Origin of the sequence: Methylobacillus methanolivorans, from assembly GCF_044751345.1 — a bacterium.
Taxonomy (GTDB): domain Bacteria; phylum Pseudomonadota; class Gammaproteobacteria; order Burkholderiales; family Methylophilaceae; genus Methylobacillus; species Methylobacillus methanolivorans.
The window spans coordinates 40072-63201 of record NZ_JBIWXY010000002.1; the positions used below are offsets into that span (position 1 = coordinate 40072).

A 23130-nucleotide genomic window follows, 5' to 3' on the forward strand; every position below is an offset into this window, starting at 1 on the left:
TACTGATATGCAGCTAGTGACCTCCTGCCCAGCGTGCGACACCCGATTCCACGTCAAGCCGGAACAACTGGCAGCCCATGCTGGCGACCTGCGCTGCGGTCAATGTCAGCATGTCTTCAACGCAGGCGCCAGGCTTTATGAAGTCCTGCCACCACAAAGCCTGGTTCCACTCCCTGAGCACCAGATCACAAACGATGTGGTTATTGCGCCAGACGAATCGTCTAGTGAAACTTTCGATGCAGTCGCTCCCCCGCACGCAGGGACTATTCAGGACGATAGCGCATTCGTCGTTGACTCAACAGCAGAAAGCACTCCTCCACCTGCATCCGCCGATGATGCTGATGCAATTGCCGATATTGATGCCGCCCTGGCAAGGATCTTGGATATCAATCAGGGAGAGTCTGTAGATACCGAGGCGGAAGCCTACCCGGTCTTGGCTGTTGATACCGACACAGACGACCAACCTCTGGCTCTGCCAGAGGCAAATATTGCGGAAGAACCAGAAACACCAATAGAGCCGCCCGTCACCAGTAGCTTCCTTGCACCGGAGCAACCCAGTCGTAAACGTCGCTTTTCTCCCTGGCTTACCATCCCGCTGAGCCTGCTGCTTGTGTTCATGCTACTCGCCCAGGCCGCCTATCTCTTCCGCAGCCAGATCGCGGGTTATTGGCCAGCCAGCAGACCCGCGCTCAGCGCTACCTGCCAATGGCTAGGATGCACAGTGCCTTTGCCACGTAATGCTGAATTACTCGCCCTGGACGACTCTGACCTACAAGAAGATTTTGAGCATCCAGATGTCATCCAGCTCGCGACCAAACTACTCAATAATGCCAGCTATACGCAAGCCTACCCCATGCTGGAATTGACACTGACCGATGAAGACGACAAGCCCAAGCTGCGCCGTATCTTCGCACCCGAGGAATACCTACCCGCAGGTACCGATCTTCAGGCCGGCTTGCCTGCTGGCGAGGAAATCCAGATCAATCTGGCATTTTCCACCAGCGGCGAAACTGTGTCAGGCTATCGCGTATTCGTTACCTACTAGCTACAAACCGCTGACCACAACAATATAGTCTTACACCACTCTAATGAAAATCATGAGCCACAGATCATGATGCTACGCATGGCATTCCCAATCTTGATCTATATGATGTGAATCATGGATTGCGCGGTTAAGAGTGATTACCACGCACCCTCTACCCCAACCTTAAAGGAGATTCATCATGTGGACCAAGCCAGAAGTGACTGAAATGCGTTTTGGTTTTGAAGTAACCATGTACGTTTGCAACCGTTAAGCATTTGTTGCTCATCTCCGTACGTAAAAGGGGCCGCCAGGCCCCTTTCGCTTTTTCTTTCAACGCCGTTTACTCTACCTCTACGATTGCTTGCAAACACGGTGACTTGAGCGCCCGTATCGCCTGTACCAAACATGCAATCGCTTTTTCCCGCGTGTAACCCTTGCGCCAAGCCAACGCCATGCGCCTTGTGGGAACAGGGTGAGTAAATGGAATTGTCTTGATCAGTGGGTTTTGGTAGCGCTCTACCGCGGCGCTACAAGGCAACACAGTAATGCCCAGATTGGAAGCCACCATATTACGGATCGTTTCCAGCGAGTTCCCCTGCAACACCTCGCCATGACGGGAAAGCTCCGGGCAGGCCAGTACCACTTGGTTGCTAAAACAATGTCCACTATTCAGTAACAGCACCTTTTCATCAGCCAACTCTTCGGCATGAATCTCCTTGCGATCAGCCCAAGGATGAATATCTGGCACCGCCACTACAAAACTCTCGTCATACAAAGGTTCGCAACGTATGCCAGGTACATCAAATGGCAAGGCGATGATGGCAGCATCAATCACACGATTGCGTAACTGGGTTTCCAGATTAGCCGTCAGGTTTTCCTCTACTTCCAAGGGCATGTCTGGGGCCAATTGACGCAAGGCGGGGATAATCTCAGGCAACAGATAAGGGCCAGTAGAATAAATCACACCCAGCTTGAAAGGGCCCGCTAACTGATTATTGCCCATACGCGCGATTTCCTTGATGCGGTTGGACTCCTCCAGAGTGCGGCTTGCCTGCGCAATAATCTGCTCTCCAATCGGCGTCATCGCTACATCCTTGTGACTACGCTCAAAAAGCGTCACGCCCAGCTCTTCTTCCAGCTTTTTCACCGCCAAGCTCAGCGCTGGCTGGCTGACAAAGCATTTTTCTGCTGCGCGGCGAAAATTACGCTCGCGTGCCACGGCAACAATAAATTTAAGTTCACTGAGTGTCATATTGGGTAATGATAACTAATATCAATCAAATGATATATATTAATAAGCAGTAAATATATCTTATCAAAAAAACCCATATTTCCAAGCATCGCCAAGGGTAGGCATTGATGATAGATTGCACCCTTTGCAAATATTAAGGTGTCGCCTGTGTCTGGGGTACTGAATTGGTTCAAGGGCTGGAGGCCACAGCAAAGCCCGGTCAATCACCAAGAGAAATTACGCGCCTGCCTGGGTGCCTTGCTTGGCATCCTGATCAGTGGGCTCGTCAGCGCCTGGTTACTGGGCGTAGAAAGCCTGCCCTTCCTGATTGCGCCATTAGGCGCTTCCGCAGTGCTACTCTACGCCGTGCCTGCCAGCCCACTGGCACAGCCATGGTCCATCATGGGGGGCAATATGGTGTCGGCCCTCGTCGGCGTGCTCTGCCTGCACTGGATTGCCAGCATCCCTGTAGCCGCTGCGATTGCCGTCGCACTATCCATCGGCCTCATGTTTGCATTACGCTGCCTACACCCGCCCGGCGGCGCCGTGGCATTGACCGCAGTGTTATCCGGCTCGTTGGCGCTGGAGCACAGCACTTATTTCTTGGCACTGGTCGCGATCAACTCGGGGCTTTTACTCTTGGTGGCTTTGCTTTACAACAATGCAACCAAACGCCGCTACCCCCACCAGGCCAGAGCTGAAGCACACCTGCATAAAACCCATGACATTAGCCCGGGGCACCGGGTTGGGTTCACCACTGCCGATCTTGATGCTGTCCTCAAGGAATACAATCAGGTACTGGATGTTGCACGGGACGATCTGGAAAATCTTTTCCTGCAAACCGAGATGCAGGCATATAAGCGCCGCTTTGGAGCGATCACCTGTGGCGATATCATGTCGCGCGATGTCGTCAGCGTGGAATACGGCACACTACTGGAAGAAGCGTGGCCCTTATTGCTCAACCATCACATCAAGGCATTACCTGTTGTTGACCGCGCACAACGTGTTATCGGCATCGTCACGCGCTTTGATTTTCTCAAGCACGCCAATCTAGATGCTTATCCAGGCCTGGAAGAAAAATTGCGGAAGTTTGTACGACGTACCTTCCGGGTAGAAACCGATCACCCGGAAGTGGTCGGCCAAATCATGACCAGCAAGGTGCTTACCACCAGCACAGATACCCATATCGTACAGTTGGTACCCTTGCTGTCTGAACATGGGATTCACCATGTTCCGGTGCTGGATCACGAACGCCGCTTGGTGGGCATCGTGACCCAAACCGATTTAATCGCCGCACTCTATCGGGGACGGCTGGAAGAAACCGGCAACCAGACTGCCGGTTAACACGCTCAAGCATTTTGCACTATCGGACGCAAGGCCTGAAAATCGGCCCCACTTGGGTTTTGGAATACACGTAGGCCAAATTCGGGCAGTATCGCGAGCAGATGATCGAAAAGATCAGATTGGATCGCTTCGTACTGCACCCAAGCTGTCGTATTGGTAAAGCACCAGATTTCCAGCGGAATACCTTCTGCTGACAGGTTCTGCTGGCGTACCACCATCGTCATGCCCTGATGCAACCTGGGGTTATGCTTGAGATATTGCTCCACATACGCACGGAAGGTGCCGATATTGGTGACGCGGCGAGTATTGATCGGCTGCTTGCCCTTCTCACCCAATGCCTTGTTCCACTCCTCCAACTCATCCTGCTTTTTCTTCAGGTAGTCATCCAACAGGCTGAATTCCTGAAGATGTTCCAACTCTTCTGGCGTCAGGAAGTGGATGCTGTTCTGGTCGATGAAGATACTGCGCTTGATGCGGCGACCACCAGACTCGAACATCCCACGCCAATTCTTGAATGAATCAGTGATGAAACGCTTAGTCGGGATGGTCGTAATGGTCTTGTCCCAGTTCTGCACCTTGACCGTATGCAACGCAATGTCGATCACATCGCCATCAGCGTTCAATTGCGGCATTTCCACCCAATCTCCCACACGGATAATGTCATTGGAGCTGATCTGCACACTCGCCACCAGCGAGAGCAAGGTATCCTGGAAAATCAACATGAGCACCGCCGCCATGGCGCCAATACCAGACAACAGAATCACTGGGGAACGATCCATCAGCGTTGCCACTACCAAGATAGCCGCCAAGATGTAAATCACCAGCTTCACCACCTGCACGTAACCCTTAATCGGCTTGCGGTGTGCATCAGGCCGCTGCTGCCACACATCATTGATCACATCCAGCGCACCTGCAATCGCCAAACCTATCGTCAGCACGATAAAGCCATGCGCCACATTGCGCACCACCGTGACCACGGCCTCTGGCAACTCAGGAATCCAGGCAATGCCTACTGAAATAATCAAGGCAGGCACAATATTTGAAAGCCTTGCCACTACGCGGTTTCGCGCAATCGCCTGCCCCACAGTGGCTGAACGTAAAATCTTGTGCAAACCGCGCACCAAGATATGCTTGACCACCCAGTTGGCGATCCATGCCCCCAACAACAAGAGTGTGACACACACCAAGCTGAACACTTCGCGATGGCCCTGCAGCCATGCCAATACACCATTCCAATCTTCTGTCATTTTTTATCTTTCCTACCTGTTACAACACGTGTGACTGAAGCATAGCCAGCCACGTCGGAGGTTCCCGCAACACAAAAGCAAAAGCGCCAACAGCCTTGCACAGCAAGGATTGGCAGCCAATGGATGAGTTAGGGAACAGCCTGTTAGTACGCAGGAGATTGGATAGGTTCAGAAAAATATGGACTCTCTTCATTCAACACGGTGCCGGACTTGAACCGGCACCTGTATTTCGAACCGTCGCTAAAAAGTATATTTCATTGACGCCATGAAATTACGCGGAGCGCCAAAAGTGCCGTAATTTGCGGCTACCGTCGAATAGTATTCTTTATCCAGCGCATTGTTCACATTCAGTGCAAGGGATAGATGGCTGCTCAGCTCATAACGCGCCATCAAGTTAACCAACGCCATGCCGTTCTGCCTGTAATCAATGGTACTGCCGCTGTGAATCGCGCTTTGCCAATTGACGCCACCGCCCAGCGTAAGCTTGTTCCACGCACCTGGCAGGCGATAGGTGGTAAACAGCTTCAGGCTATTCAACGGTAACCGGGTCAAGGTGGGTTCGCCATGCTCGTCTTCAGTACGCGCGTAAGCATAGCCGGCCCCCGCTTGCCAGCCTTCGGCCAGTGCTCCGTTGAGTTCCAGCTCGACACCGCGCGTGCGGGTTTCACCTTGCACTTCGTAAAAACGCACATTGGGGTTCCATAAGGCGAGGTTTTCAACGTCCATCTGGAACAATGACAAGTTGGCGGTCAGCTTGCCGCCATTCAGGCTGGCCTTGACACCCGCTTCATAACCTTTGCCCTGCTCTGGATCCGGCGAAGCACCAGGGCGGCCGTACAAAAAGACAACGCCCTCTTGCGGCTGGAAGATTTTGGTGTAGCTGCCATATACCGACCAAGTATCGTTAAGTGCATGGACAAGGCCTACATAGGGTACGAAGACGTTCTCCTCGCGCTTGCTCAAGCCTTCATCCAGCTGCCAGTGAGTACTACGGGCACCGAGCAAGAAACTGGTGGCATCACTGAGCTGGAAGCGTGCGTTCAAATAGCCGCTGTACTGGCGCTCTTGAAAGCTCCCCCTGCCTGTCTTGAAAAAGGCGGGAGCTGGCGCGGTGCTGGTCCAGTCGAAGATATTGAAATCAGTCGGGTAGTTCGCCCAATCGTAATCGTAAAGCGTAGTAGAAGAACGACTGCGCGACAACGTGACGCCACCGATCAGCTCGTGATCTCGCCCAAACAACGAGAACACCCCGCTTACGTAAGCATCGAGGTTGTTCTGACGGGTTTTGCTATTCCAGCGATACGGTGAGACCTCCGCGCCATTTCCAGTTGCAGCATCAATCCTCTGCCCAACGCCAACTGTAATGGCATCGTTGTCGTAGCGCGTCTGGCTATACTCGACTTTGCCGATCCAGTGTGCCCCGAAGCGGTGTTCGAGCGAGGCAAAAACATTGTTCGACTCGTGGTTGTAATAGCTCCACGAAGGCGTGCCATCATTCGATGGCGAAAGCTTGATACGCTGGCCATTGGTGAAAAATAACGGGCGTCCCAGAATGGTCGAATCTGTCTTCTGGTCCAGATGATTGAAACCGGCCGTGAGCAGGGTATGGTCGCCCAGATCAAACTCAGCAATGCCGTAGAGCGCAAGGTTCCTCTGGTCGAAGCGCTTTGCCCAGGCGCCCTCATTGCCATAGTTGGCAACTAGGCGGGCACGTGCAGTACCACTTTCGTTCAGCGGGTTGGAGATATCCATGCCAATACCGTAGCGATCCCAATTGCCAGCCTGAACGGTAACAGATTGCTGTGGCGTGGCGGTCGGGCGTTTGCGGATCAAGTTGATCGTCGCAGCGGGCGTACCTAGCCCGTTCATAATACCGGTGGCTCCTCGCACCACTTCTATGCGGTCATAGGCCGCTGTGTTTGACAGCAGAGGGCCAACCGCAAGCGATGTCGGCACACCTTCGATCTGGTAGTTGCGCAGACGGGAACCACGTGCGTAGATATCTGTACCATCTATGCCCTCGCCCACCATCGGCCGCTGAACGATAATACCCGGTGTAGCATCCAGCACATCGACCAGCGTGTCGAGCTTCTGATCATCCATGCGCTGTCGTGTTATCACAGTCACTGCTTGCGGCGTTTCCTGCTGGCTCAAATTAAGCCTTGTCGAGCTACTTGTCGACCAAGTGGTGTAAGAACCTGTACCTTCTGTTGTTGAGCCCGGTGCCTTGCCGGAAATACTGACTGCCAGCTCGGGCAGTACAGAAACAGCCGCATCTCGCTGCGCAAGGTTCTGCAGCGGAATCTTGCGCAGCAAATAGCTGGTTTCACTTTGTGACACGGCCTCGAAGCCACTGCCTGCTGTAATCCGGTCAAAGCCTTGCTTGATCGTCACGTTGCCTTGCAGGCCTGGTGACTGTAGCCCCTCCACCAGGGAGGGATCGAATGAAAGTGTCACGCCTGCAGCTGCGGCGAACTCACTGAGTGCAGCACCCAATGGGCCGGAGGCAATCTGATATTGCCGGGTTGGCGAAGCTTCTGCGGCAATTGCCAGGCTAGGTATTGTCACTTGTACAGATAGCGTACACATGGACATGCTGAAAACAGCCCTGGCAATGACTTGCGCCAAGGGTTTGGCCTTGAACAAACCCTCCCCTTGTGATGGATGAGACGAGCGCTTATTACGCTGCGACATGAAGATTCCCTTTCGTTCTTGATAGATTGGATTAAGCGCAGAAAACAACGCCTCATCTGTTAAGCCGAATGAGAATCAGAAACAGCAACCCTAACTGAAAGTTTTTTTTATCCTTGCTCACGCAACGTAACGCTAACCCAGTAGCGGGTGCGATATACCACCTTGATAGGCAGCGTGTTGGCAATATTGGTGAGCACTTCGTCAGTATCCTGCACCCGGAAAGCGCCTGATATACGGATATCGGCAGCAGCCGGGTCGCATCGCAATATGCCAGGGCGATAACGTGACAAGGCTTTGATGAACTCTGCCAGAGCCTGGTTTTCCACCACCATGATGCCGCGGACCCAGGCATCCTGATAAGCACTCACATCGCTTACCTGACCTGCATGAGCACGATCAAACTGCACTTGGTGACCAGCCTCTAGCAGCAGGCTTTCGTGTTGTTGATCCGCCAAGCGGATTTTCACGGCATGTTCCAGCACGGCCACCTGTGTAGCTTTGGTATCACTGTGCACGGTAAACCGCGTACCCAAGGCACGGATTTCACCATGGGTGGTTTGCACGACAAAGGGACGCTGCGCCCTATCGGCTGCGGTAGTAATACAGATTTCGCCCTCATGTAGGTGAATCAAGCGTTTCTCAGCGCGGTAATCTACATCCACGGCTGTCGCGGTATTCAACACCAAGATACTGCCATCTGGCAGGTGGATTGTTTTTTGCTCGCCGGTCGCGGTGCGGTAATCTGCCGCTACCATCCACCACGGCAGGTATTCATAGGCACCCCAACCCGCCGGTGCAGTGATGCTAAGTAAAGCCAGGGTTTTCAGCACAGCACGCCGCTTGGCAGCAGCATCGCGCAATGCAGGCATTGCGATATCGGCGGGCACCATGCCGAAGCGTTGTTCAAGCTTTTCCACCCGCGCCCAAGCTTGGCGGTGCAGAGGATCGGCCTCAAGCCAATCGTTAAATAACAACCTTTGCTGCTGGGCAGCCTCTGCCTGCATCTCTTCATGCAGGCGCACATACCATTCCGCAGCCACCTCTAGCAATGCTGGGCTCAGTGTTGTGCTCATTCCGGCGCATCATCCAGCAATATGAGGCAGTGGGTCATGGCACGCACCATGTGTTTCTTGACCGTGGTAATTGAGACGCCAAGTTGCTGGCCAATGGCAGGATAGGTCAAGCCTTCCAGCTGGGCCAGCAGGAATATATCGCGTGTGCGTGACCCCAGACCATCAAGCATGCGATCTATTTCCATCAAGGTTTCCAGCACCAGCAAACGCTGCTCGGGAGAAATGGTCAACGGCTCAGGAAGCGCGACCAGGGCATCCAGATAAGCCTGCTCCAGCGCGCGACGACGAAACATATCTGCCATCAAGCCACGTGCTATCGTGCTGAGATAGGCGCGCGGCTCACGAATCTCCACCAGGCTATCCGCATGCAACACTCGCATGAACGTATCCTGGGCCAGATCAGCAGCATACTCGGCATCACCGAGTTTCCGGCGCAGGAGTTGATACAGCCAGCCATGGTGGTGCTGATAAAGCTGCGTTAAGGAGGGATCGTAAACGGTCATCATCTTCAATACTGAGAACTATTCTCATCATACCAGCCCGGAATCAGGTGCTGCAATGTTCATCCAGTTGGTGGCATACAGTGTTGTCCTACAGCAACATCAGTCAATAACCGATATTGCCAAGGCTGAGCCTGGGCGATGATGATGCTTCAAATTGCACAGGAGAATCATCATGAAGTTTCTGATCAAGGCTGCCATCGTGACTTTTGTCGTCAAACGTATTGCGAAATCGTACCTGCGCAAGGCTTAAAGCGCTCATCCACGATTACCTGGAGATAATACGATGGATATCCATGTCAGCTTGACCCCGCTTATTTCCCTGATTGCCGGAATATTGATTTTGGCGATCCCACGATTGCTGAATTACATCGTGGCTTTGTACCTGATCATCATCGGCCTGATTGGCTTGTTTGGCCCACCCAGTTTGTAATTTCCAGGGAAAATCCACGACGACTTGTCGCAAAACGGCGTCAGTACGGGCTTCTGAGGTGAAAAATTTAGCCAGTTTGTAGCGAAAAGGGGTTTCATCGGGCGCAGGTTGTGATATTTTCTCCCCTGTTACTATTTAACCTGGTAACGAGGCAAAGTATCAGCCTTACCAAAACTAGATTGATAACCCAATATACACAAGGACTGGATAACTTATGAACAAGACAGAACTGATCGAAGAAATCGCCAAGGAAGCAGGAATTTCCAAGGCTGCTGCTGGTAAAGCTGTTGATGCATTCACTGCATCCGTAACTGCAGCCCTGAAGGGTGGCGATACAGTAACACTGATCGGCTTCGGTACTTTTGGCGTTTCCGAGCGTGCTGCTCGCACTGGCCGCAATCCTCAAACCGGTAAGGAAATCAAGATTGCTGCTCGCAAGGCTCCTAGCTTCAAGGCTGGTAAGGCTCTGAAGGATGCTTTGAACTAAGACATTGAATCAAGACTGATTCAATTGAGCGAAAACGCCAGCCCATGCTGGCGTTTTTTATTGTTACGGCAGCAAACGCTTTTCAAAGCAACAACTCACCGGGTTGCCGATATAAGGCCCAAATGGCGCAATTGCTTGATAGCCCAAGCCTTGATACAAGGACATGGCAGGTGATTGCAGATTCCCGGTTTCCACCAGGATGCGCTTGATTCCCTGCTGCCTTGCCCATTGTTCCAACGCAGCCATTAGTTGTTTGGCCACGCCGCAGCCACGGGCTGCTGACACAACAAATAGTCGCTTGATTTCAGCAACATCGTCATCTAGCACCATCAAGGCAACGCATCCCACCGGCTGGCTATGATCCCGTGCGATCAATGTCAGCGCTGGCTGCAGTGTGCTTGGCTTGGGCATGGCAGGATAAAGCTGGTAAAGCTCGTGCTCCAGCTTGGCCAAGAGTGCCTGCATATCGGCATCTGCCATATGGCAGACTTCGACAATCACTCCATGGTGAAGCTTATTCCTCATCCTGGTCGGGAGAGTGGAACTCAATGTCTTCGTATACCGATTCTGCGATAGGTAGCAACGCTTCGTGCAGGGCTTGCTCGGTGATGACACTATATTGTTGCTGTGCGGTCAAAGCAGGGTCGATTTCCAAAGCCTGTAATAATGGCTCGTAATCGTCACCTGATACACCGAAGTGGTCGTCACTGCCCACTGGCTTGCTATAGACAAGTGAAAACTGCTGCTGACCTAACTCAAGATCAAATCTGATATTAAAATGGGGGATTGCAGCGTCATTGTCACGCGATTCGCCGTAATCGATGTCAAACAGAATGACGTTGACCCCTTGGATGCTGATGGCTTTACCGTGTTGCGTCACTACAGTGTCCTTACTGACTAAATCCAGCATTGTACTGGTTTTACACAGACAAATAACGCATCAACTCATGAGGAGGAAGTCATGACCAAAGTGGTAAAAAGCGATGCCGAATGGCGTCACCAACTTAGTCCGATACAGTATGAAGTCACGCGCCACGCCGCCACCGAACGCGCAGGCACTGGAGAATATGACCAGCATTTCGAGCATGGCATCTATTACTGCGTCTGTTGCGATACGCCCTTGTTTGCCTCCGACACCAAGTTTGACGCTGGATGCGGCTGGCCAAGCTACTTTGCAGCGCTGGACCCGGATAATGTCCGCGAAGAAGAAGATACCTCTTACGGCATGGTGCGCACCGAGGTTATCTGCAATGTCTGCGATGCCCACCTGGGGCATGTATTCCCTGATGGCCCTCCTCCGACCGGGCTACGTTACTGCATCAACTCCGCTTCATTACGCTTCGAGCCACGCTAGACACATACTCCACATGCGAGAACTGGACGAACTGTTTGCGGCCCTGGGACGTTCCCGCTTTCGCAGTTCGTTCCAGCTGAATACGCACGATAGTCATTACCTGCATGCCAAAGGCTTACCAGTAATACAGGATCATGCGCGAGATTTCATTGCCAAGCGCCTAGCACCTGCGCTGATCGTAAACGACGGCAAGCAAACTCCTTTCCGAGGCCATCCAGTATTCGTGGCACAGCACGCCACCGCTTGCTGTTGCCGGGGCTGCCTGCAGAAATGGCACTTGATTCCTGCCGGACGTGCCCTGCACGCAGATGATCAGGAATATGTCTTGCAAGTACTGATGCACTGGCTGGAAAAGGTTTATTGACATGAAAACAGGGTTTTACAGAAGCACGGCTTATGCCTATCATGGCGACCCAAGACTACAGTAAAGAACCATTCCCGGCCTGACATGACCACTTCCTTAGATACCAATATCCTGCTGGTTGGCGGCGGCATCATGAGTGCCACCCTCGGCACCTTGTTACATCAGCTCAACCCAGACCTGCGCATCACGCTGGTGGAACAACAGGCTGAAGTCGCAACGGAAAGCAGTGATGGCTGGAACAACGCCGGGACAGGCCATGCTGGGTATTGCGAACTCAATTACACGCCGCAAAATGCCGATGGTAGCGTCTCCATTGCGCGTGCACTCAAGATCAATGCCGCCTTTGAAGAGTCCCTGCAATTCTGGGCCTGGCTAGTCGAACAAGGCATCCTGAACGAACCAGCCAGCTTCATCAATCCCACACCCCATGCCAGTTTTGTCTGGGGCGAAAAAGATGTGGAGTTCCTGCGTCAACGCCACCAGGCCTTGAGTGCGCATCACTTGTTTGCCGATATGGAATACAGTGAAGATCCATCCGTGTTGCAACAATGGATGCCGCTGGTCATGGCAACTCGCGGCATGGATACTCCGGTCGCAGCCACGCGCGTTGCCTATGGCAGCGATGTCGATTTCGGCTCCCTTACCCGGCAATTGGTGCAACACTTGCAAAGCCAGCCTGGCTTCAAACTGCTGACCCGCCATGCAGTGACCGACCTCAAGCAGAAACAAGGCCGCTGGGCAGTGAAAGTAACAGACCTGGCCAAAGGCAAACCGGCCACCATCCATGCCGATTTCGTTTTTCTCGGCGCTGGCGGTGCAGTCCTACCTCTGCTACAAAAATCCGCTATCAAAGAAGCTCAAGGCTATGGCGGCTTCCCAGTCAGCGGGCAATGGCTGGTGTGCCACAACCAGGATGTGATTGAGCAACACCACGCCAAAGTCTACGGCAAGGCTCCTATCGGCGCACCACCGATGTCCGTCCCACACCTGGATACCCGCATCATCAACGGCAAACCTGCGTTGCTGTTTGGCCCGTTTGCCGGTTTCACTACCCGTTTCCTCAAGCAAGGCTCCTTGCTTGACCTGGTCAGCTCAGTCAAGCGAGGCAACCTGAAATCCATGCTGGGCGCAGGGCGCCATAACATGGACCTCACCCGTTACTTGGTTGGAGAGGTGTTTCAAAGCCATAAACAACGTGTAGCTGCCTTGAAGCATTTCTACCCAGCCGCCAAAGCAAGTGAATGGTCACTTGTTTCGGCAGGCCAGCGGGTACAGATTATCAAGGGCTGTGACGAGAAAGGCGGCAAGCTGGAATTTGGCACCGAGATTGTTGCTGCGGAAGATGGCAGCCTGGCGGCCTTGCTAGGAGCCTCGCCAGGGGCATCTACCTCAGTGCCTGCTATGCTGGATGTCTTGCAGCGCTGTTTTGGCAAATCCTTGCAAAGTGCAACATGGCAACAGCGCATGCGCGAAATGGTGCCATCCTATGGCCAATCCCTGATTGATGACGCTACCTTGCTACACACAGTGAGACAACGTACGTTGACTCGCCTGAAACTGGCTTAAGCCACCACTCCATGGCTGGTGGCTGGGCCTCATGCTCAGCCACTTCCGTTTGTCCTACACGCATATCAGAATTTTCCAGATAACACGCCCCTGACACCAACGCTATAGTAGCTCCACATTCTTAAGCAACATACATAAAGGAATCCATTATGCATGCCTTATTGAATCTGGTGCTTGTCACCGTGATGTTTGGCCCGATTGCATTGGGCTTTATATTCGGTTAAGCCCTGCCAGTTTTGCGAGCCGCTGGCATTTGTCAGGATTAGCGACTGTCCGTCCCCCTCATTATGCTGATCCGGGCGATTTCATAGAAAAATGCCTTGAGCATGTGAAATCTCCCAGGCAAATGCCAGCACAGGCTGCCTCAACCGCCTTTCCTTCCGCACCTCCAGCAACATCTCCATATCTTTGCCCTACCAACATCGCACCTCATTATTGGCCTGAACTTAATTATTGGGCTCAACTTAGGCTGGTGTGCCCAGTAAGCTCATTCCTACATTGCTTTCAGTGACTTGCTGATTAATCGCTCTAACATGCCTTTATAGAATGAACTCGTGTTCTCGATAATTAAATCCAAAAAGGAGTCTTAAATGAAAGCGAATTTTAAAAGCCTTGTTCTGATCGGTGCGTTGATGATGCCAGTAGCCAGCTTTGCGGCAGAGGGCGATAGCATTGAAACCAAGCTGAGCGACTCCGTGGTGACGACCAAGGTCAAGGCTGCTTTTGCCAAGGATAAGCTGGTTAGCGCTACTGATATCAAGGTAGAAACCGATAGCGATGGCCTGGTGCAACTGAGCGGAACTGCCAAGAGCAAGGCAGAAGCTGAGCGTGCTGTGAAAATTGCCAAAAGCGTCAAGGGTGTCACTGGTGTGAAGAACGACATCATTGCACCTTAAGCAATATTAGGTGGATTGAATAAAAATGGGGCAAAAGCCCCATTTTTTATGCCTGTGACGATTTGAAACGCAGGTTAAGATAAGTTAGGACTTCCTGCTTGAGCTGTTCGTGAAAGGGTTCACGATCAAACCCTTCGGGATCTGTGGTTGGCAATGCACCGCCCTGCTTGATCTTGGGGGGAAACGGGCTAAGAAAAGAGAAATGCCCAGCATTCTTCACGCACCGACTAGTCACCTTGGTAATGTCTGACACACCCTTCAGCACAATCTCGTTATGCCAGCCTGGCGTATAAGGGTCATGCTCCGCACTCAACATCAAGATAGGCACATCAACATGCTTGAGCGCATCTTCTGGCATGAACCATACGGTTGCCGGTGCCAATAACACCAGTGCCTGAATTCTGTCGTCATGCTCCACCTCCACGCTGGTAGGTGCTGGCCCAGCATAGTCTGGCTTAAATGCCTCTGGCGGATACCATGGCTTACCCCCTGCAAGTGCAAGCGCAGCATAGCCGCCCATGGAGTGCCCGATAACGCCAAGCTGTCCCGGTTGTAAATGCCGACCTAAGCTAGCATCCTCATGGAGCGCATCTGCCGTAAGCCGAAGATGGCGTGGGCGGTATTGCAGGTTTTCCACCTTGCCCATGAATTGATTATCAACGCGGTTGTTACCCGGATGCTCAATCATTGCGACGATATAGCCGTGCTGGGCAAGATGAGTCGTCATACTCCGGTACAACAAATGTGAACCGCCGCTGCCATGAGAGACCAAGATCAGGGGATATTGCCCAGGTGCAACGGGAGCATCAGGGCTAACATCCATCACATAAGGGCCAAATGCGTGGCTGGTTGGCGCCTGCTGAGTCGGATACATGACCAGCGCAGGAAACGAAAGCCCGTGCGCTTCATCTTGCAGCTTCAGTTCTTTCACACCAACAAACATATTAAAATCAATTAGTTGATTAATCTACAGACAAAATAAAAGCAGACTTTTTATGGTCTGCTTTTATTGAAATTGGCGTCCCCACGGGGATTCGAACCCCGGTTACCGCCGTGAAAGGGCGATGTCCTAGGCCTCTAGACGATGGGGACATGAAACATAATGTTTCTAGAGGGTGCGAATTCTAACCAAAAACCCTGACAAACGCCAGCTTATTTTGAAAAAATATTCCATACCGCATCATTCCAGAGGTGATGCGGTCTTGCCTGATCATTGTTAGCATAGCGGCCAGATGAAAGATGTTCGTTTCCCAGACCGCCGTATTGCCCATCTCGACATGGATATGTTCTTTGCCGGGGTAGAGTTGCTACGCTACCCTGAGTTGCGCGGGCAGGCCGTAGTGGTTGGTGGCCGCTCTACCCCGCAGCCACGCAGGCTTGCCAATGGCCGCCATCAATTTACCCGACTGGGGGAATACAATGGCCGCGGAGTCGTCACTACCTCCACCTATGAAGCCCGGGCGCTGGGCGTCTTTTCTGCCATGGGTTTGATGAAATCTGCACAATTGGCACCAGATGCCATTCTGCTCCCCGCAGACTTTGAGTCATACCGTCATTATTCGCGCCTGTTCAAGGCTGCTGTGATGTCGATCGCACCCGATATCGAGAATAGGGGGATTGATGAGATATATATTGATCTCAGTACCATTGAGGAGGACACGGATATCCTGGCCCAGCGCCTGAAAACTGCCGTGCTCGATTCCACTGGCCTATCCTGCTCGATTGGCATCGCCGCTAACAAATTGCTCGCCAAGATAGCTTCAGATCTCGACAAACCTGATGGACTCACCATCATTGATCACCAGGCTTTCCAGGAGCGCATCCTGCCGCTGGCGGCCAAGAAGATCAACGGTATAGGCCCCAAGGCCGCATTGAAGCTGGAGAAGCTGGATATCCACACGATTGCAGACCTTGCCTCTGCCAAGCCTGATATCCTGTTGCAGCATTTTGGCCAAAGTTACGCCCATTGGCTGATGCGTGTTGCCCAGGGGCAGGACGACAGGGCAGTTGTCACTAGTTCTACGCCCAAATCCATGAGCCGAGAAACCACGTTTGAGCGCGACATGCATGCGCTACAGGACAAGCACTATCTCAGCCGCGCATTCACCGCATTATGCGAACGTGTAGCGCATGACCTGCAACAGAAACGCTATCTGGGCCACACTGTCGGCATCAAGATCAAGTATCAGGATTTTCGTACAGCCACGCGCGATCTCACCTTACCTCACCCTACCAATGATGCAGCCACCATCCGCCGAGCCGCAGGCCAATGCTTGAAACGCCTTTCGCTGGATCAGCGCTTTCGCTTGCTAGGAGTGAAAGTCAGTAATCTGGTACATAGCGATGAGATTGAGGCAGATCCACCGGAACAGGCAAGCTTATTTAGCTGAAGCTGAGCTCTACAAGCTAGCCGGTCAAGCCTGCCATGGCGCTGGGATATGTGCCACCAGGAAATCGATCAGCAACCTAAGCTTGCCAGTGGTCGCCTGCCTATCCCGATAGCAAGCATAAAACTCCAAGGGCTCGATCTCGGCATTCGGCACTTTACCCTCAAGCGGCTCAAACAAAGACACCAGTAATCCATCCGCAATCAGGCGATCCGCAACAAACGCACCGATACGTGCAATGCCAGCGCCTGCTGCCGCCATGTTGGCCAAGGTATCAATATCGTTGCAAATCAAGGTATCGTTCAGCAGTGCTTCAAACCGCAAGCCATTTCTCACGAAGCGCCATCCGAGTAATCGTCCGTCAAACGGCACTCTTAATACCAAACATTGGTGATGGATCAGCTCGTCAGGATCATGTGGAGTTCCATGTTGTGCCAGATATGCCGGTGAGGCGCAAAAGCGCAATGGCACCCGTGCAATCCGCCTGGCAACCAAGCCAGCCTCCAACTGCTGCGAAAAGCGGATACTGAGGTCAATTTCTTCGCGGATATGATCCACATAGTGATCTGCCAACACCAGCTCGATCTTGAGCTTGGGATAGCGAATAGCAAACGCTGCTACCAGTGGAGCCAGCACATTGCGCCCAAAAGCCGCAGAACTGGCGATACGCAATTTCCCCCGTGGTTCACCAGCCATCTCATGCAGCTCTGCCTGCGCATCATCCAGTTCCTCCATCACCGATTGCACCCGCTGGTAATAAAGCTGACCGCTTTCCGTCAAGGCCAGGCTGCGCGTCGTCCTGATCAGCAACCTCACCCCCAGTTGTTGTTCCAGGCGAGCAATATTCTGGCTGGCAGCAGCAGCTGAAATGCCCAGCCGTCTTGCCCCGGCAGCAATGCTCCCCTCCTCCACTGCCTTGACGAAACTGCTAATGCCTTTCAAGTTATCCACAAGCTTACCTTTTGCATTTTGATCTTCACTTATAAGTTTAACTTGAAAATGTCATTAAGTTTTACGGTCTACTGGCTAATGAATGGCTAGCGTACAGTGCTTCCATCAACAAACACAGGAGCAATATCATGAATGCAATTCCCCGTTTCAACCTCGGCCTGCCCAAACACTACACACCTGTGGTATTTGCCTTTTTCATGTCTGGCATCATGGCCATGCTGATGTGCCTGGTGATCGTTGCTGCCAACAGCGGCTTAGGTTTGGGCTATTTCAGTCGAGTGTTTCACGCCTACATGCTGGCGATGCCAGTGGCATTTATCTGTGTACTCATGGTGCGCCCCATCGTCATGGCTTTGGTTGCCAGAACCATCCGCCCTTGAACTCTGTGGGCATTCACTTTCTCCGACAGCCATTTCGGAAGCCAACCTATGCCATGGAAGGCTTGCCATCACTACACTGGTAGCCAGGGTTTCTACTGATGCAAAGCAATTCAGTGGAACTGTTTAGCCCAGAAACCATCCATATTGATAGGAGGACGTCATGCCAGTGATTGAGAAATCCATAGAAGTGAACGTACCCGCCCAAGTGGCTTATGATCAATGGACGCAGTTCGAGGATTTTCCATTGTTCATGGAAGGCATCATTGCGGTTAACCAGCTTGATGACACCCATGTGCACTGGACAGCGGAAATCGTTGGCCAGCGCAAGGAATGGGATGCTGAAATCACCGAGCAGATTCCCGGTAAGCGCATTGCCTGGCACAGTATTTCCGGTGCGCGTAATGCCGGGGTTGTCACCTTCCACCATATTGATGATGCGAGCTCACGCATCATGTTACAGATGGATTACGACCCGGAAGGTCTGCTGGAAAATGCCGCCGATGCCATTGGCGTATTAACCCATCGGGTGGCGGGTGATCTGGAGCGCTTCAAGGGATTTATCGAGTCGCGCGGTAACGCCACGGGAGCCTGGCGCGGCCAGGTCAATCAGGGTGCTTACCAGGCAACGCCGCCCGGTCATTTGAATCAACCACGTTAGGAGGTCTATCATGAAACTACTACTGAAAACCCTAGTTGCAGGTTATGTGGCGAAGAAACTGACGCGCTATTATCTCAACCACAGAAAACCTAAAACAGTAGAAGCTTAACCTTGAGCCGGGCCCTTGCCCGGCTTATTATTTGTGAACTTCGCCATGACATTGCTTTCCCGCCTTATTACCTGGTCAACACTATGCCTCACCCTGGGAGCATTTCCCTCTCAAGCGCAAGAAACTGATCACCTGTCTTTAAATGGTAGCTGGCAGTTCCAGCCTATTGCCAGCCCTGTCAATGTAACGCCACAACTCACACCGCCTGAGAATGGCTGGAAAATGATCAAGGTACCGGACAACTGGTATCGTCAGGGTCATGACATCAGTGGGTTTGCCTGGTACCAGACGCAATTCAAGCTTGATAATGCCAAGTCCAGCAAAGTGGCTCACCTGCTATTCCATGGCGTGGATTACGCAGCAGACGTATGGCTTAACGATCATTATCTTGGCCATCACACTGGTTATTTCCAGGCCTTTGAGTTCGATGTCAGCGGTTTACTCAGATCCGGCAACAATCAGTTGCGTGTGCTAGTGAACAGCCCGCTAGAAAAACCTGAGGATTGGTCTCTACACAAACGGCTGGTAAAAGGCATTTTCAGTCATCACGATACCCGCCCTGGTGGGGCCTGGTCTGAGCGCGGGCAGGAAAAAAACACAGGTGGCATCTGGGCGCCTGTCCAGTTGCAGTTTGCCGAACAGGCAGCATTACGCCAGTTACAGGTCACGCCTCGCAAACAAGCGACACAAGCGCAGCCAGATCGCTGGCAAATAGAAACTAGCGCCCAGATACGCCAGCATGTTTCACATGAAACATCTGTCACGGTAGAGGCAACTATCCGTCCGGAGAATTTTTCGGGTAACACCATGCGTTTCAGCCAGCAGCAAGCCTTGAAGCCAGGCGACAATCGCCTGGCCCTTAGCTTTCCACTGGATAAACCTGCGCTGTGGTGGCCATACGAATATGGCAAACCCAACCTCTACAAGCTGGAGCTGAGTATCAAAGATGCTTCGGGCAAGCTGCTGGATCGTCAGGCACAGATATTTGGTGTGCGTGAAGTCAAGGTAGACGATGGCTTGCAATGGCACATCAATGGCCGCCGCCTGTTCCTGCGTGGTACCAATTACATCGGCACTCAATGGCTGGCGGAAATGACACCGGCACGCTACCAGCATGATCTTGAAATGATGCAGGCCGCTCACATCAACGCCGTACGCGTGCACGCCCATGTCACCGATCAAGCGTTCTATGCGTTATGTGATCGCCTAGGTATCTTGGTGACACAGGATTTCCCCCTGCTGTGGGGTTATAGCGATGATCCCGCCTTTATTGCCGATGCACGCTCCCAGGCCAAGGATATGGTGCAAGCACTGCAGCAACATCCCTCCATCATCTCCTGGACCATGCACAATGAGCCGCCCTGGGATTCACCGTGGATGGCGCAGAAATACCCTGATTACCAGCCAGACATCAATCGTAAGCTCGATGAGCTACTCTATGCAGACATCAGCCAGCTAGACCCATTACGGGTTGTGCGCAAGGAATCTGCCACCAAGGAACATGAATGGATGGGATGGTATTTCGACCACTGGCTGGCTTTCTCGCGCCCTACCCCTACGCCCTGGAGCACGGAATTTGGTGCCCAGGCATTGCCTAATCTCAAGAGCCTGAAACGTATCTTCAGCCAGGATTTACTCTGGCCGGACAATGAAGAAAAATGGCGCGAGTGGGAATATCATAATTTCCAGCGCAAGGAGACTTTTGAGTTCGCTGGCATCAAGCAGGGTAAGAACATCGAGGAATTTATCGCCAACAGCCAGCATTACCAAGCCAGGCTGATCCAGTTTGCCGTAGAAAATTACCGTCGCCAGCGTTATACCCCGGTTTCTGCCGTATTCCAGTTCATGTTCGTGGAAAACTGGCCCTCCATCAATTGGGGTATCGTCGATTATTGGCGCGAACCCAAGGCTGGCTATGAAGCCTTGCGCAAAGCCTACCAGCCTATCTTGCCCAGCCTGGAATGGAAGCAGGACGAATATCCAGTGGGCGCTACACCACAGATCGGGCTATGGGCGATCAATGATACCTGGCAGGGCTTTGAGCATGCCCGCTATAGCATCACCCTTTACCGTGATGGGAAACAGCTGGATCAACTCACGCTGCCACTGGAAATGCTGCCCGACTCCGGCTACAAGTTGCGTGACTATTCGCTACCCACTTTGCAAGCCGGGCAATACCTGCTCAAAGCCGATATCACAGGCCAAGATGGCAAATCCATGGGAAAAAACCAATACAGTTTCAGCGTGCAATAGGCGCTGAATGATGTAAGCACCGCATCACCAGGCCTAACCCAGCTTGTCATCCGCAACTGGATAAGTTGGGTCCTCCAGCAGATTCACTTCCACCAAGTCTTTCGCCTGGCTCAGCAAAGCCCGGCAATCAGGACTCAAATGCTTGAGCGATAACTGCTTGCCTTGCTGTGCATAACGCTCGGCCAAAGCATCAATCGCAGCCAAGGCAGAGTGATCTACTACTTTCGCCTGTGCAAAGTCGACCACGACCTGTGCAGGGTCATCGTGTGGCGTAAATAAGGCCTGAAAATTGGCAATCGAGGCAAAGAACACACTGCCCTTGAGTACGTAGACTTTACGGCCAGATTCATCAACCACGGTACTGGCCGATACTTGCTTGGCATGCTCCCAGGCAAACACCAGCGCTGACACGATGACCCCAATCAATACCGCCACTGCGAGATCACTGAACAAAGTGATCAATGCCACCAATATGCCGACAAAAATATCCGGCCTTGGCACCTTGCCGAACAGCCTGAAACTGCCCCATTCAAAGGTCTTCAGCGCCATAACGAAAATCACGCCTATCAGCGCTGCCAATGGGATCATCTCGATCCAATGCGAAGCAAACAAAATGAAAGAAAGCAGGAAAGCCGACATGGCAATGCCGGATAACCGGTGTAAGCCACCTGCATTCATATTGATCATGGTTTGCCCTATCATGGCACATCCACCCATGCCACTAAACATCCCGGTCGCCACATTCGCTGCTCCCTGCGCCATTGACTCACGATTGGGTTGACCGCGCGTATTGGTCATCTCATCCACCAGGTTCAGCGTGAGTAAAGTCTCGATCAAGCCAATGGCTGCCAGGATGAGTGAATAAGGAAACACTATCTTCAAGGTTTCAAGATCAAATGGCACCGAGGGAATATGAAAGCTAGGCAAACCACCGGCAATCGAGCCCAGGTCACCCACCGTCTTCGTTTCCAAGCCGAAGCCAGCCACCGCCACTGATACCAGCACAATTGCCGCCAATGCCGATGGCACTACCTTGGTCATGCGTGGTAATAGATAGATGATAACCATCGTCAACGCGACCAGCCCGAGCATGGTGTACAGCAAAGGTCCACTCAACCATTGCAAGCTGCCATCGCCTGCCACCACCTTGAAATGGTTGAACTGGGCGAAGAAAATCACCATCGCCAAACCATTCACAAAGCCTAGCATTACTGGATAAGGCACCATGCGAATGTACTTGCCCATCCTTGCAACACCGAACAGCACCTGCAATATCCCCATCAGCACCACGGCTGCAAACAGGTATTCCACGCCATGCTGCACCACCAAGGCTGTCATCACCACCGCTAATGAACCTGCTGCCCCGGAAATCATCCCAGGGCGCCCGCCAAAGGCAGAGGTGATAAACGACACGATCACCGAGGCATACAATCCAGTCAAAGGCGATACATGGGCAACAAAGGCAAATGCGATCGTTTCCGGCACCATCGCCAGGGCTGTTGTCAGCCCGCTTAATGCGTTGGTTTTAATTTGGGACAGATTTAGCCCCTTGGATACTGCATTCGACATCAATAAACTCCTGTGCTGCAGCACAACTCAGCTATTTTAGCGGCCACTATGTCATGCCAATTTAATCAATAAGTTAAATCGGTAAAAACACCAAATAATAGAAAAAAGACTGTTCAGCTTTTCTAGGCTCGATGTGAAAAATCCCTCAAGTTTGCAGAAATAGCAGGCATTGGATAACCTGCATTCAATATCCCGGATAAGGAGCTGCCATCATGGAAAACCAATGGAGTGTCTATCGCGTATCTCCTATCGACCACGGTTGGCACTATCTCAAGACGGTAAACGAAACCGCACGCCTATTGGGTGGGAATTGGGCAGAAGCAGAAGCGAATGGTCTAGTCGCAGATCACCCCAGGGTTGAGGTATTTCTAGCAGCCTACCGTTTTGCTCGCGAGGCCGCGATTACTCACGGCTATGACAATATCAACCGCAATCAACCCGTTGTATTCTGGTTACCAGACAGTACTATTTTCAACTATGGATTTGTATTCAAGTCAGATAATGGTGGGATCACTTATGTGGTTTCACCCAAACCGCTATCTTGGCTAAATCAATTGAGTTGAAAGCAATCAGGCTAATCATTGATTAGCCTGATTGTTGATGATCATAT

At 52.3% G+C, this 23130-nt stretch carries 23 protein-coding genes, 1 tRNA gene and 1 pseudogene; 14 read left to right on the forward strand and 11 right to left on the reverse strand.

The features are described 5' to 3' along the window. Window positions 1-7: 7 nt before the first annotated feature. Together ACIKP9_RS09825 and pqqA are read left to right on the forward strand one after the other, a co-directional pair. Window positions 8-1045 (forward strand): zinc-ribbon and DUF3426 domain-containing protein, encoded by a 1038-nt coding sequence (locus ACIKP9_RS09825; RefSeq protein ID WP_400882053.1) that lies wholly within the window; start codon window positions 8-10, stop codon window positions 1043-1045. Between the two features lie 178 nt (window positions 1046-1223). Continuing rightward, the gene (pqqA, locus tag ACIKP9_RS09830) at window positions 1224-1295 is read left to right on the forward strand and encodes a pyrroloquinoline quinone precursor peptide PqqA (protein WP_081774944.1); all 72 of its coding nucleotides are present in this window, start codon (window positions 1224-1226) and stop codon (window positions 1293-1295) included. A 69-nt stretch (window positions 1296-1364) separates the two neighbouring features. Here the strand turns inward: pqqA and ACIKP9_RS09835 are convergent, their stop codons facing one another. Further along, window positions 1365-2276 (reverse strand): LysR substrate-binding domain-containing protein, encoded by a 912-nt coding sequence (locus ACIKP9_RS09835; protein ID WP_400882056.1) that lies wholly within the window; start codon window positions 2274-2276, stop codon window positions 1365-1367. Window positions 2277-2423: 147 nt separating this feature from the next. On the opposite strand from ACIKP9_RS09835, the gene ACIKP9_RS09840 reads away from it, so the two are divergent. Then, complete coding sequence (locus ACIKP9_RS09840) at window positions 2424-3599, forward strand: HPP family protein (protein ID WP_400882059.1); 1176 nt, start codon at window positions 2424-2426, stop codon at window positions 3597-3599. Window positions 3600-3604: 5 nt separating this feature from the next. On the opposite strand, the gene ACIKP9_RS09845 is transcribed toward ACIKP9_RS09840, so the two are convergent. The 4 genes from ACIKP9_RS09845 to ACIKP9_RS09860 form a co-directional block, all read right to left on the reverse strand. Beyond that, the gene (locus tag ACIKP9_RS09845) at window positions 3605-4846 is read right to left on the reverse strand and encodes a mechanosensitive ion channel family protein (RefSeq protein ID WP_400882062.1); all 1242 of its coding nucleotides are present in this window, start codon (window positions 4844-4846) and stop codon (window positions 3605-3607) included. A 240-nt stretch (window positions 4847-5086) separates the two neighbouring features. Beyond that, the gene (locus tag ACIKP9_RS09850) at window positions 5087-7540 is read right to left on the reverse strand and encodes a TonB-dependent siderophore receptor (protein WP_400882065.1); all 2454 of its coding nucleotides are present in this window, start codon (window positions 7538-7540) and stop codon (window positions 5087-5089) included. Between the two features lie 107 nt (window positions 7541-7647). Then, window positions 7648-8613, reverse strand: coding sequence for a FecR domain-containing protein (locus ACIKP9_RS09855; protein WP_400882068.1), 966 nt, complete (start codon window positions 8611-8613; stop codon window positions 7648-7650). Continuing rightward, window positions 8610-9119, reverse strand: coding sequence for a sigma-70 family RNA polymerase sigma factor (locus ACIKP9_RS09860; protein ID WP_449815943.1), 510 nt, complete (start codon window positions 9117-9119; stop codon window positions 8610-8612). Before ACIKP9_RS09860 ends, ACIKP9_RS09855 begins: the two co-directional genes overlap by 4 nt. Before the next feature lie 280 nt (window positions 9120-9399). Here ACIKP9_RS09860 and ACIKP9_RS09865 point away from each other — a divergent pair, with 280 nt between their 5' ends. Beyond that, on the forward strand, window positions 9400-9546 hold the full coding sequence (locus ACIKP9_RS09865; protein ID WP_230348339.1) for a DUF3096 domain-containing protein: 147 nt from the start codon (window positions 9400-9402) through the stop codon (window positions 9544-9546). 214 nt (window positions 9547-9760) lie between these two features. Beyond that, window positions 9761-10033 (forward strand): HU family DNA-binding protein, encoded by a 273-nt coding sequence (locus tag ACIKP9_RS09870; RefSeq protein ID WP_230342959.1) that lies wholly within the window; start codon window positions 9761-9763, stop codon window positions 10031-10033. Between the two features lie 63 nt (window positions 10034-10096). On the opposite strand, the gene ACIKP9_RS09875 is transcribed toward ACIKP9_RS09870, so the two are convergent. After that, window positions 10097-10558: a GNAT family N-acetyltransferase gene (locus ACIKP9_RS09875; protein WP_400882071.1), complete on the reverse strand. Its 462-nt coding sequence runs from the start codon at window positions 10556-10558 to the stop codon at window positions 10097-10099. Next, on the reverse strand, window positions 10548-10913 hold the full coding sequence (locus ACIKP9_RS09880) for a hypothetical protein (protein WP_400882074.1): 366 nt from the start codon (window positions 10911-10913) through the stop codon (window positions 10548-10550). Before ACIKP9_RS09880 ends, ACIKP9_RS09875 begins: the two co-directional genes overlap by 11 nt. A gap of 81 nt (window positions 10914-10994) precedes the next feature. Here ACIKP9_RS09880 and msrB point away from each other — a divergent pair, with 81 nt between their 5' ends. The 4 genes and pseudogenes from msrB (at window position 10995) to ACIKP9_RS09900 (ending at window position 14213) form a co-directional block, all read left to right on the forward strand. After that, window positions 10995-11387 (forward strand): peptide-methionine (R)-S-oxide reductase MsrB, encoded by a 393-nt coding sequence (gene msrB / locus ACIKP9_RS09885; protein ID WP_230348342.1) that lies wholly within the window; start codon window positions 10995-10997, stop codon window positions 11385-11387. A gap of 13 nt (window positions 11388-11400) precedes the next feature. Then, the gene (locus ACIKP9_RS09890) at window positions 11401-11751 is read left to right on the forward strand and encodes a DUF4186 domain-containing protein (RefSeq protein ID WP_400882077.1); all 351 of its coding nucleotides are present in this window, start codon (window positions 11401-11403) and stop codon (window positions 11749-11751) included. Window positions 11752-11826: 75 nt separating this feature from the next. Then, window positions 11827-13317, forward strand: a pseudogene (gene mqo, locus ACIKP9_RS09895) (malate dehydrogenase (quinone)); the annotation flags it as partial. 590 nt (window positions 13318-13907) lie between these two features. After that, complete coding sequence (locus ACIKP9_RS09900) at window positions 13908-14213, forward strand: BON domain-containing protein (RefSeq protein WP_400882080.1); 306 nt, start codon at window positions 13908-13910, stop codon at window positions 14211-14213. Window positions 14214-14259: 46 nt separating this feature from the next. On the opposite strand, the gene ACIKP9_RS09905 is transcribed toward ACIKP9_RS09900, so the two are convergent. Both ACIKP9_RS09905 and ACIKP9_RS09910 read right to left on the reverse strand, forming a co-directional pair. Beyond that, window positions 14260-15144 (reverse strand): alpha/beta hydrolase family protein, encoded by an 885-nt coding sequence (locus tag ACIKP9_RS09905; protein WP_400882083.1) that lies wholly within the window; start codon window positions 15142-15144, stop codon window positions 14260-14262. Window positions 15145-15229: 85 nt separating this feature from the next. Further along, window positions 15230-15305, reverse strand: a tRNA-Glu gene (locus ACIKP9_RS09910). A 140-nt stretch (window positions 15306-15445) separates the two neighbouring features. Between ACIKP9_RS09910 and dinB the strand changes: the two genes are divergently transcribed. Further along, window positions 15446-16603: a DNA polymerase IV gene (gene dinB, locus ACIKP9_RS09915; protein WP_400882086.1), complete on the forward strand. Its 1158-nt coding sequence runs from the start codon at window positions 15446-15448 to the stop codon at window positions 16601-16603. Window positions 16604-16627: 24 nt separating this feature from the next. Here the strand turns inward: dinB and ACIKP9_RS09920 are convergent, their stop codons facing one another. Further along, window positions 16628-17551, reverse strand: coding sequence for a LysR family transcriptional regulator (locus ACIKP9_RS09920; RefSeq protein ID WP_400882089.1), 924 nt, complete (start codon window positions 17549-17551; stop codon window positions 16628-16630). 128 nt (window positions 17552-17679) lie between these two features. Between ACIKP9_RS09920 and ACIKP9_RS09925 the strand changes: the two genes are divergently transcribed. From ACIKP9_RS09925 to ACIKP9_RS09935, 3 genes are all read left to right on the forward strand, one after another. Further along, window positions 17680-17931, forward strand: coding sequence for a DUF2798 domain-containing protein (locus ACIKP9_RS09925; protein ID WP_400882092.1), 252 nt, complete (start codon window positions 17680-17682; stop codon window positions 17929-17931). A 160-nt stretch (window positions 17932-18091) separates the two neighbouring features. Then, the gene (locus ACIKP9_RS09930) at window positions 18092-18589 is read left to right on the forward strand and encodes an SRPBCC family protein (RefSeq protein ID WP_400882095.1); all 498 of its coding nucleotides are present in this window, start codon (window positions 18092-18094) and stop codon (window positions 18587-18589) included. 154 nt (window positions 18590-18743) lie between these two features. Beyond that, window positions 18744-20951 carry a glycoside hydrolase family 2 protein gene (locus ACIKP9_RS09935; protein WP_400882098.1) on the forward strand — a complete coding sequence of 736 codons (2208 nt, stop codon included), beginning with the start codon at window positions 18744-18746 and terminating at the stop codon, window positions 20949-20951. Window positions 20952-20984: 33 nt separating this feature from the next. Here ACIKP9_RS09935 and ACIKP9_RS09940 read toward each other — a convergent pair whose 3' ends face one another. Continuing rightward, window positions 20985-22520 (reverse strand): SulP family inorganic anion transporter, encoded by a 1536-nt coding sequence (locus tag ACIKP9_RS09940; RefSeq protein WP_400882100.1) that lies wholly within the window; start codon window positions 22518-22520, stop codon window positions 20985-20987. Window positions 22521-22732: 212 nt separating this feature from the next. Here ACIKP9_RS09940 and ACIKP9_RS09945 point away from each other — a divergent pair, with 212 nt between their 5' ends. Beyond that, window positions 22733-23083, forward strand: coding sequence for a hypothetical protein (locus tag ACIKP9_RS09945; RefSeq protein ID WP_400882103.1), 351 nt, complete (start codon window positions 22733-22735; stop codon window positions 23081-23083). Window positions 23084-23130 lie beyond the last annotated feature (47 nt).

What these genes read in the sequence shown, in the direction of transcription:
- ACIKP9_RS09835 (WP_400882056.1), bottom strand. Translation starts at nt 2,276, where the DNA reads ATGACACTCAGTGAACTTAAATTTATTGTTGCCGTGGCACGCGAGCGT.
- ACIKP9_RS09945 (WP_400882103.1), top strand. Translation starts at nt 22,733, where the DNA reads ATGGAAAACCAATGGAGTGTCTATCGCGTATCTCCTATCGACCACGGT.
- dinB (WP_400882086.1), top strand. Translation starts at nt 15,446, where the DNA reads ATGAAAGATGTTCGTTTCCCAGACCGCCGTATTGCCCATCTCGACATG.
- ACIKP9_RS09875 (WP_400882071.1), bottom strand. Translation starts at nt 10,558, where the DNA reads ATGAGGAATAAGCTTCACCATGGAGTGATTGTCGAAGTCTGCCATATG.
- ACIKP9_RS09865 (WP_230348339.1), top strand. Translation starts at nt 9,400, where the DNA reads ATGGATATCCATGTCAGCTTGACCCCGCTTATTTCCCTGATTGCCGGA.
- ACIKP9_RS09900 (WP_400882080.1), top strand. Translation starts at nt 13,908, where the DNA reads ATGAAAGCGAATTTTAAAAGCCTTGTTCTGATCGGTGCGTTGATGATG.
- ACIKP9_RS09925 (WP_400882092.1), top strand. Translation starts at nt 17,680, where the DNA reads ATGAATGCAATTCCCCGTTTCAACCTCGGCCTGCCCAAACACTACACA.
- ACIKP9_RS09890 (WP_400882077.1), top strand. Translation starts at nt 11,401, where the DNA reads ATGCGAGAACTGGACGAACTGTTTGCGGCCCTGGGACGTTCCCGCTTT.
- msrB (WP_230348342.1), top strand. Translation starts at nt 10,995, where the DNA reads ATGACCAAAGTGGTAAAAAGCGATGCCGAATGGCGTCACCAACTTAGT.
- ACIKP9_RS09870 (WP_230342959.1), top strand. Translation starts at nt 9,761, where the DNA reads ATGAACAAGACAGAACTGATCGAAGAAATCGCCAAGGAAGCAGGAATT.
- ACIKP9_RS09930 (WP_400882095.1), top strand. Translation starts at nt 18,092, where the DNA reads ATGCCAGTGATTGAGAAATCCATAGAAGTGAACGTACCCGCCCAAGTG.
- ACIKP9_RS09940 (WP_400882100.1), bottom strand. Translation starts at nt 22,520, where the DNA reads ATGTCGAATGCAGTATCCAAGGGGCTAAATCTGTCCCAAATTAAAACC.
- ACIKP9_RS09845 (WP_400882062.1), bottom strand. Translation starts at nt 4,846, where the DNA reads ATGACAGAAGATTGGAATGGTGTATTGGCATGGCTGCAGGGCCATCGC.
- ACIKP9_RS09860 (WP_449815943.1), bottom strand. Translation starts at nt 9,119, where the DNA reads ATGATGACCGTTTACGATCCCTCCTTAACGCAGCTTTATCAGCACCAC.
- ACIKP9_RS09850 (WP_400882065.1), bottom strand. Translation starts at nt 7,540, where the DNA reads ATGTCGCAGCGTAATAAGCGCTCGTCTCATCCATCACAAGGGGAGGGT.
- ACIKP9_RS09825 (WP_400882053.1), top strand. Translation starts at nt 8, where the DNA reads ATGCAGCTAGTGACCTCCTGCCCAGCGTGCGACACCCGATTCCACGTC.
- ACIKP9_RS09855 (WP_400882068.1), bottom strand. Translation starts at nt 8,613, where the DNA reads ATGAGCACAACACTGAGCCCAGCATTGCTAGAGGTGGCTGCGGAATGG.
- ACIKP9_RS09935 (WP_400882098.1), top strand. Translation starts at nt 18,744, where the DNA reads ATGACATTGCTTTCCCGCCTTATTACCTGGTCAACACTATGCCTCACC.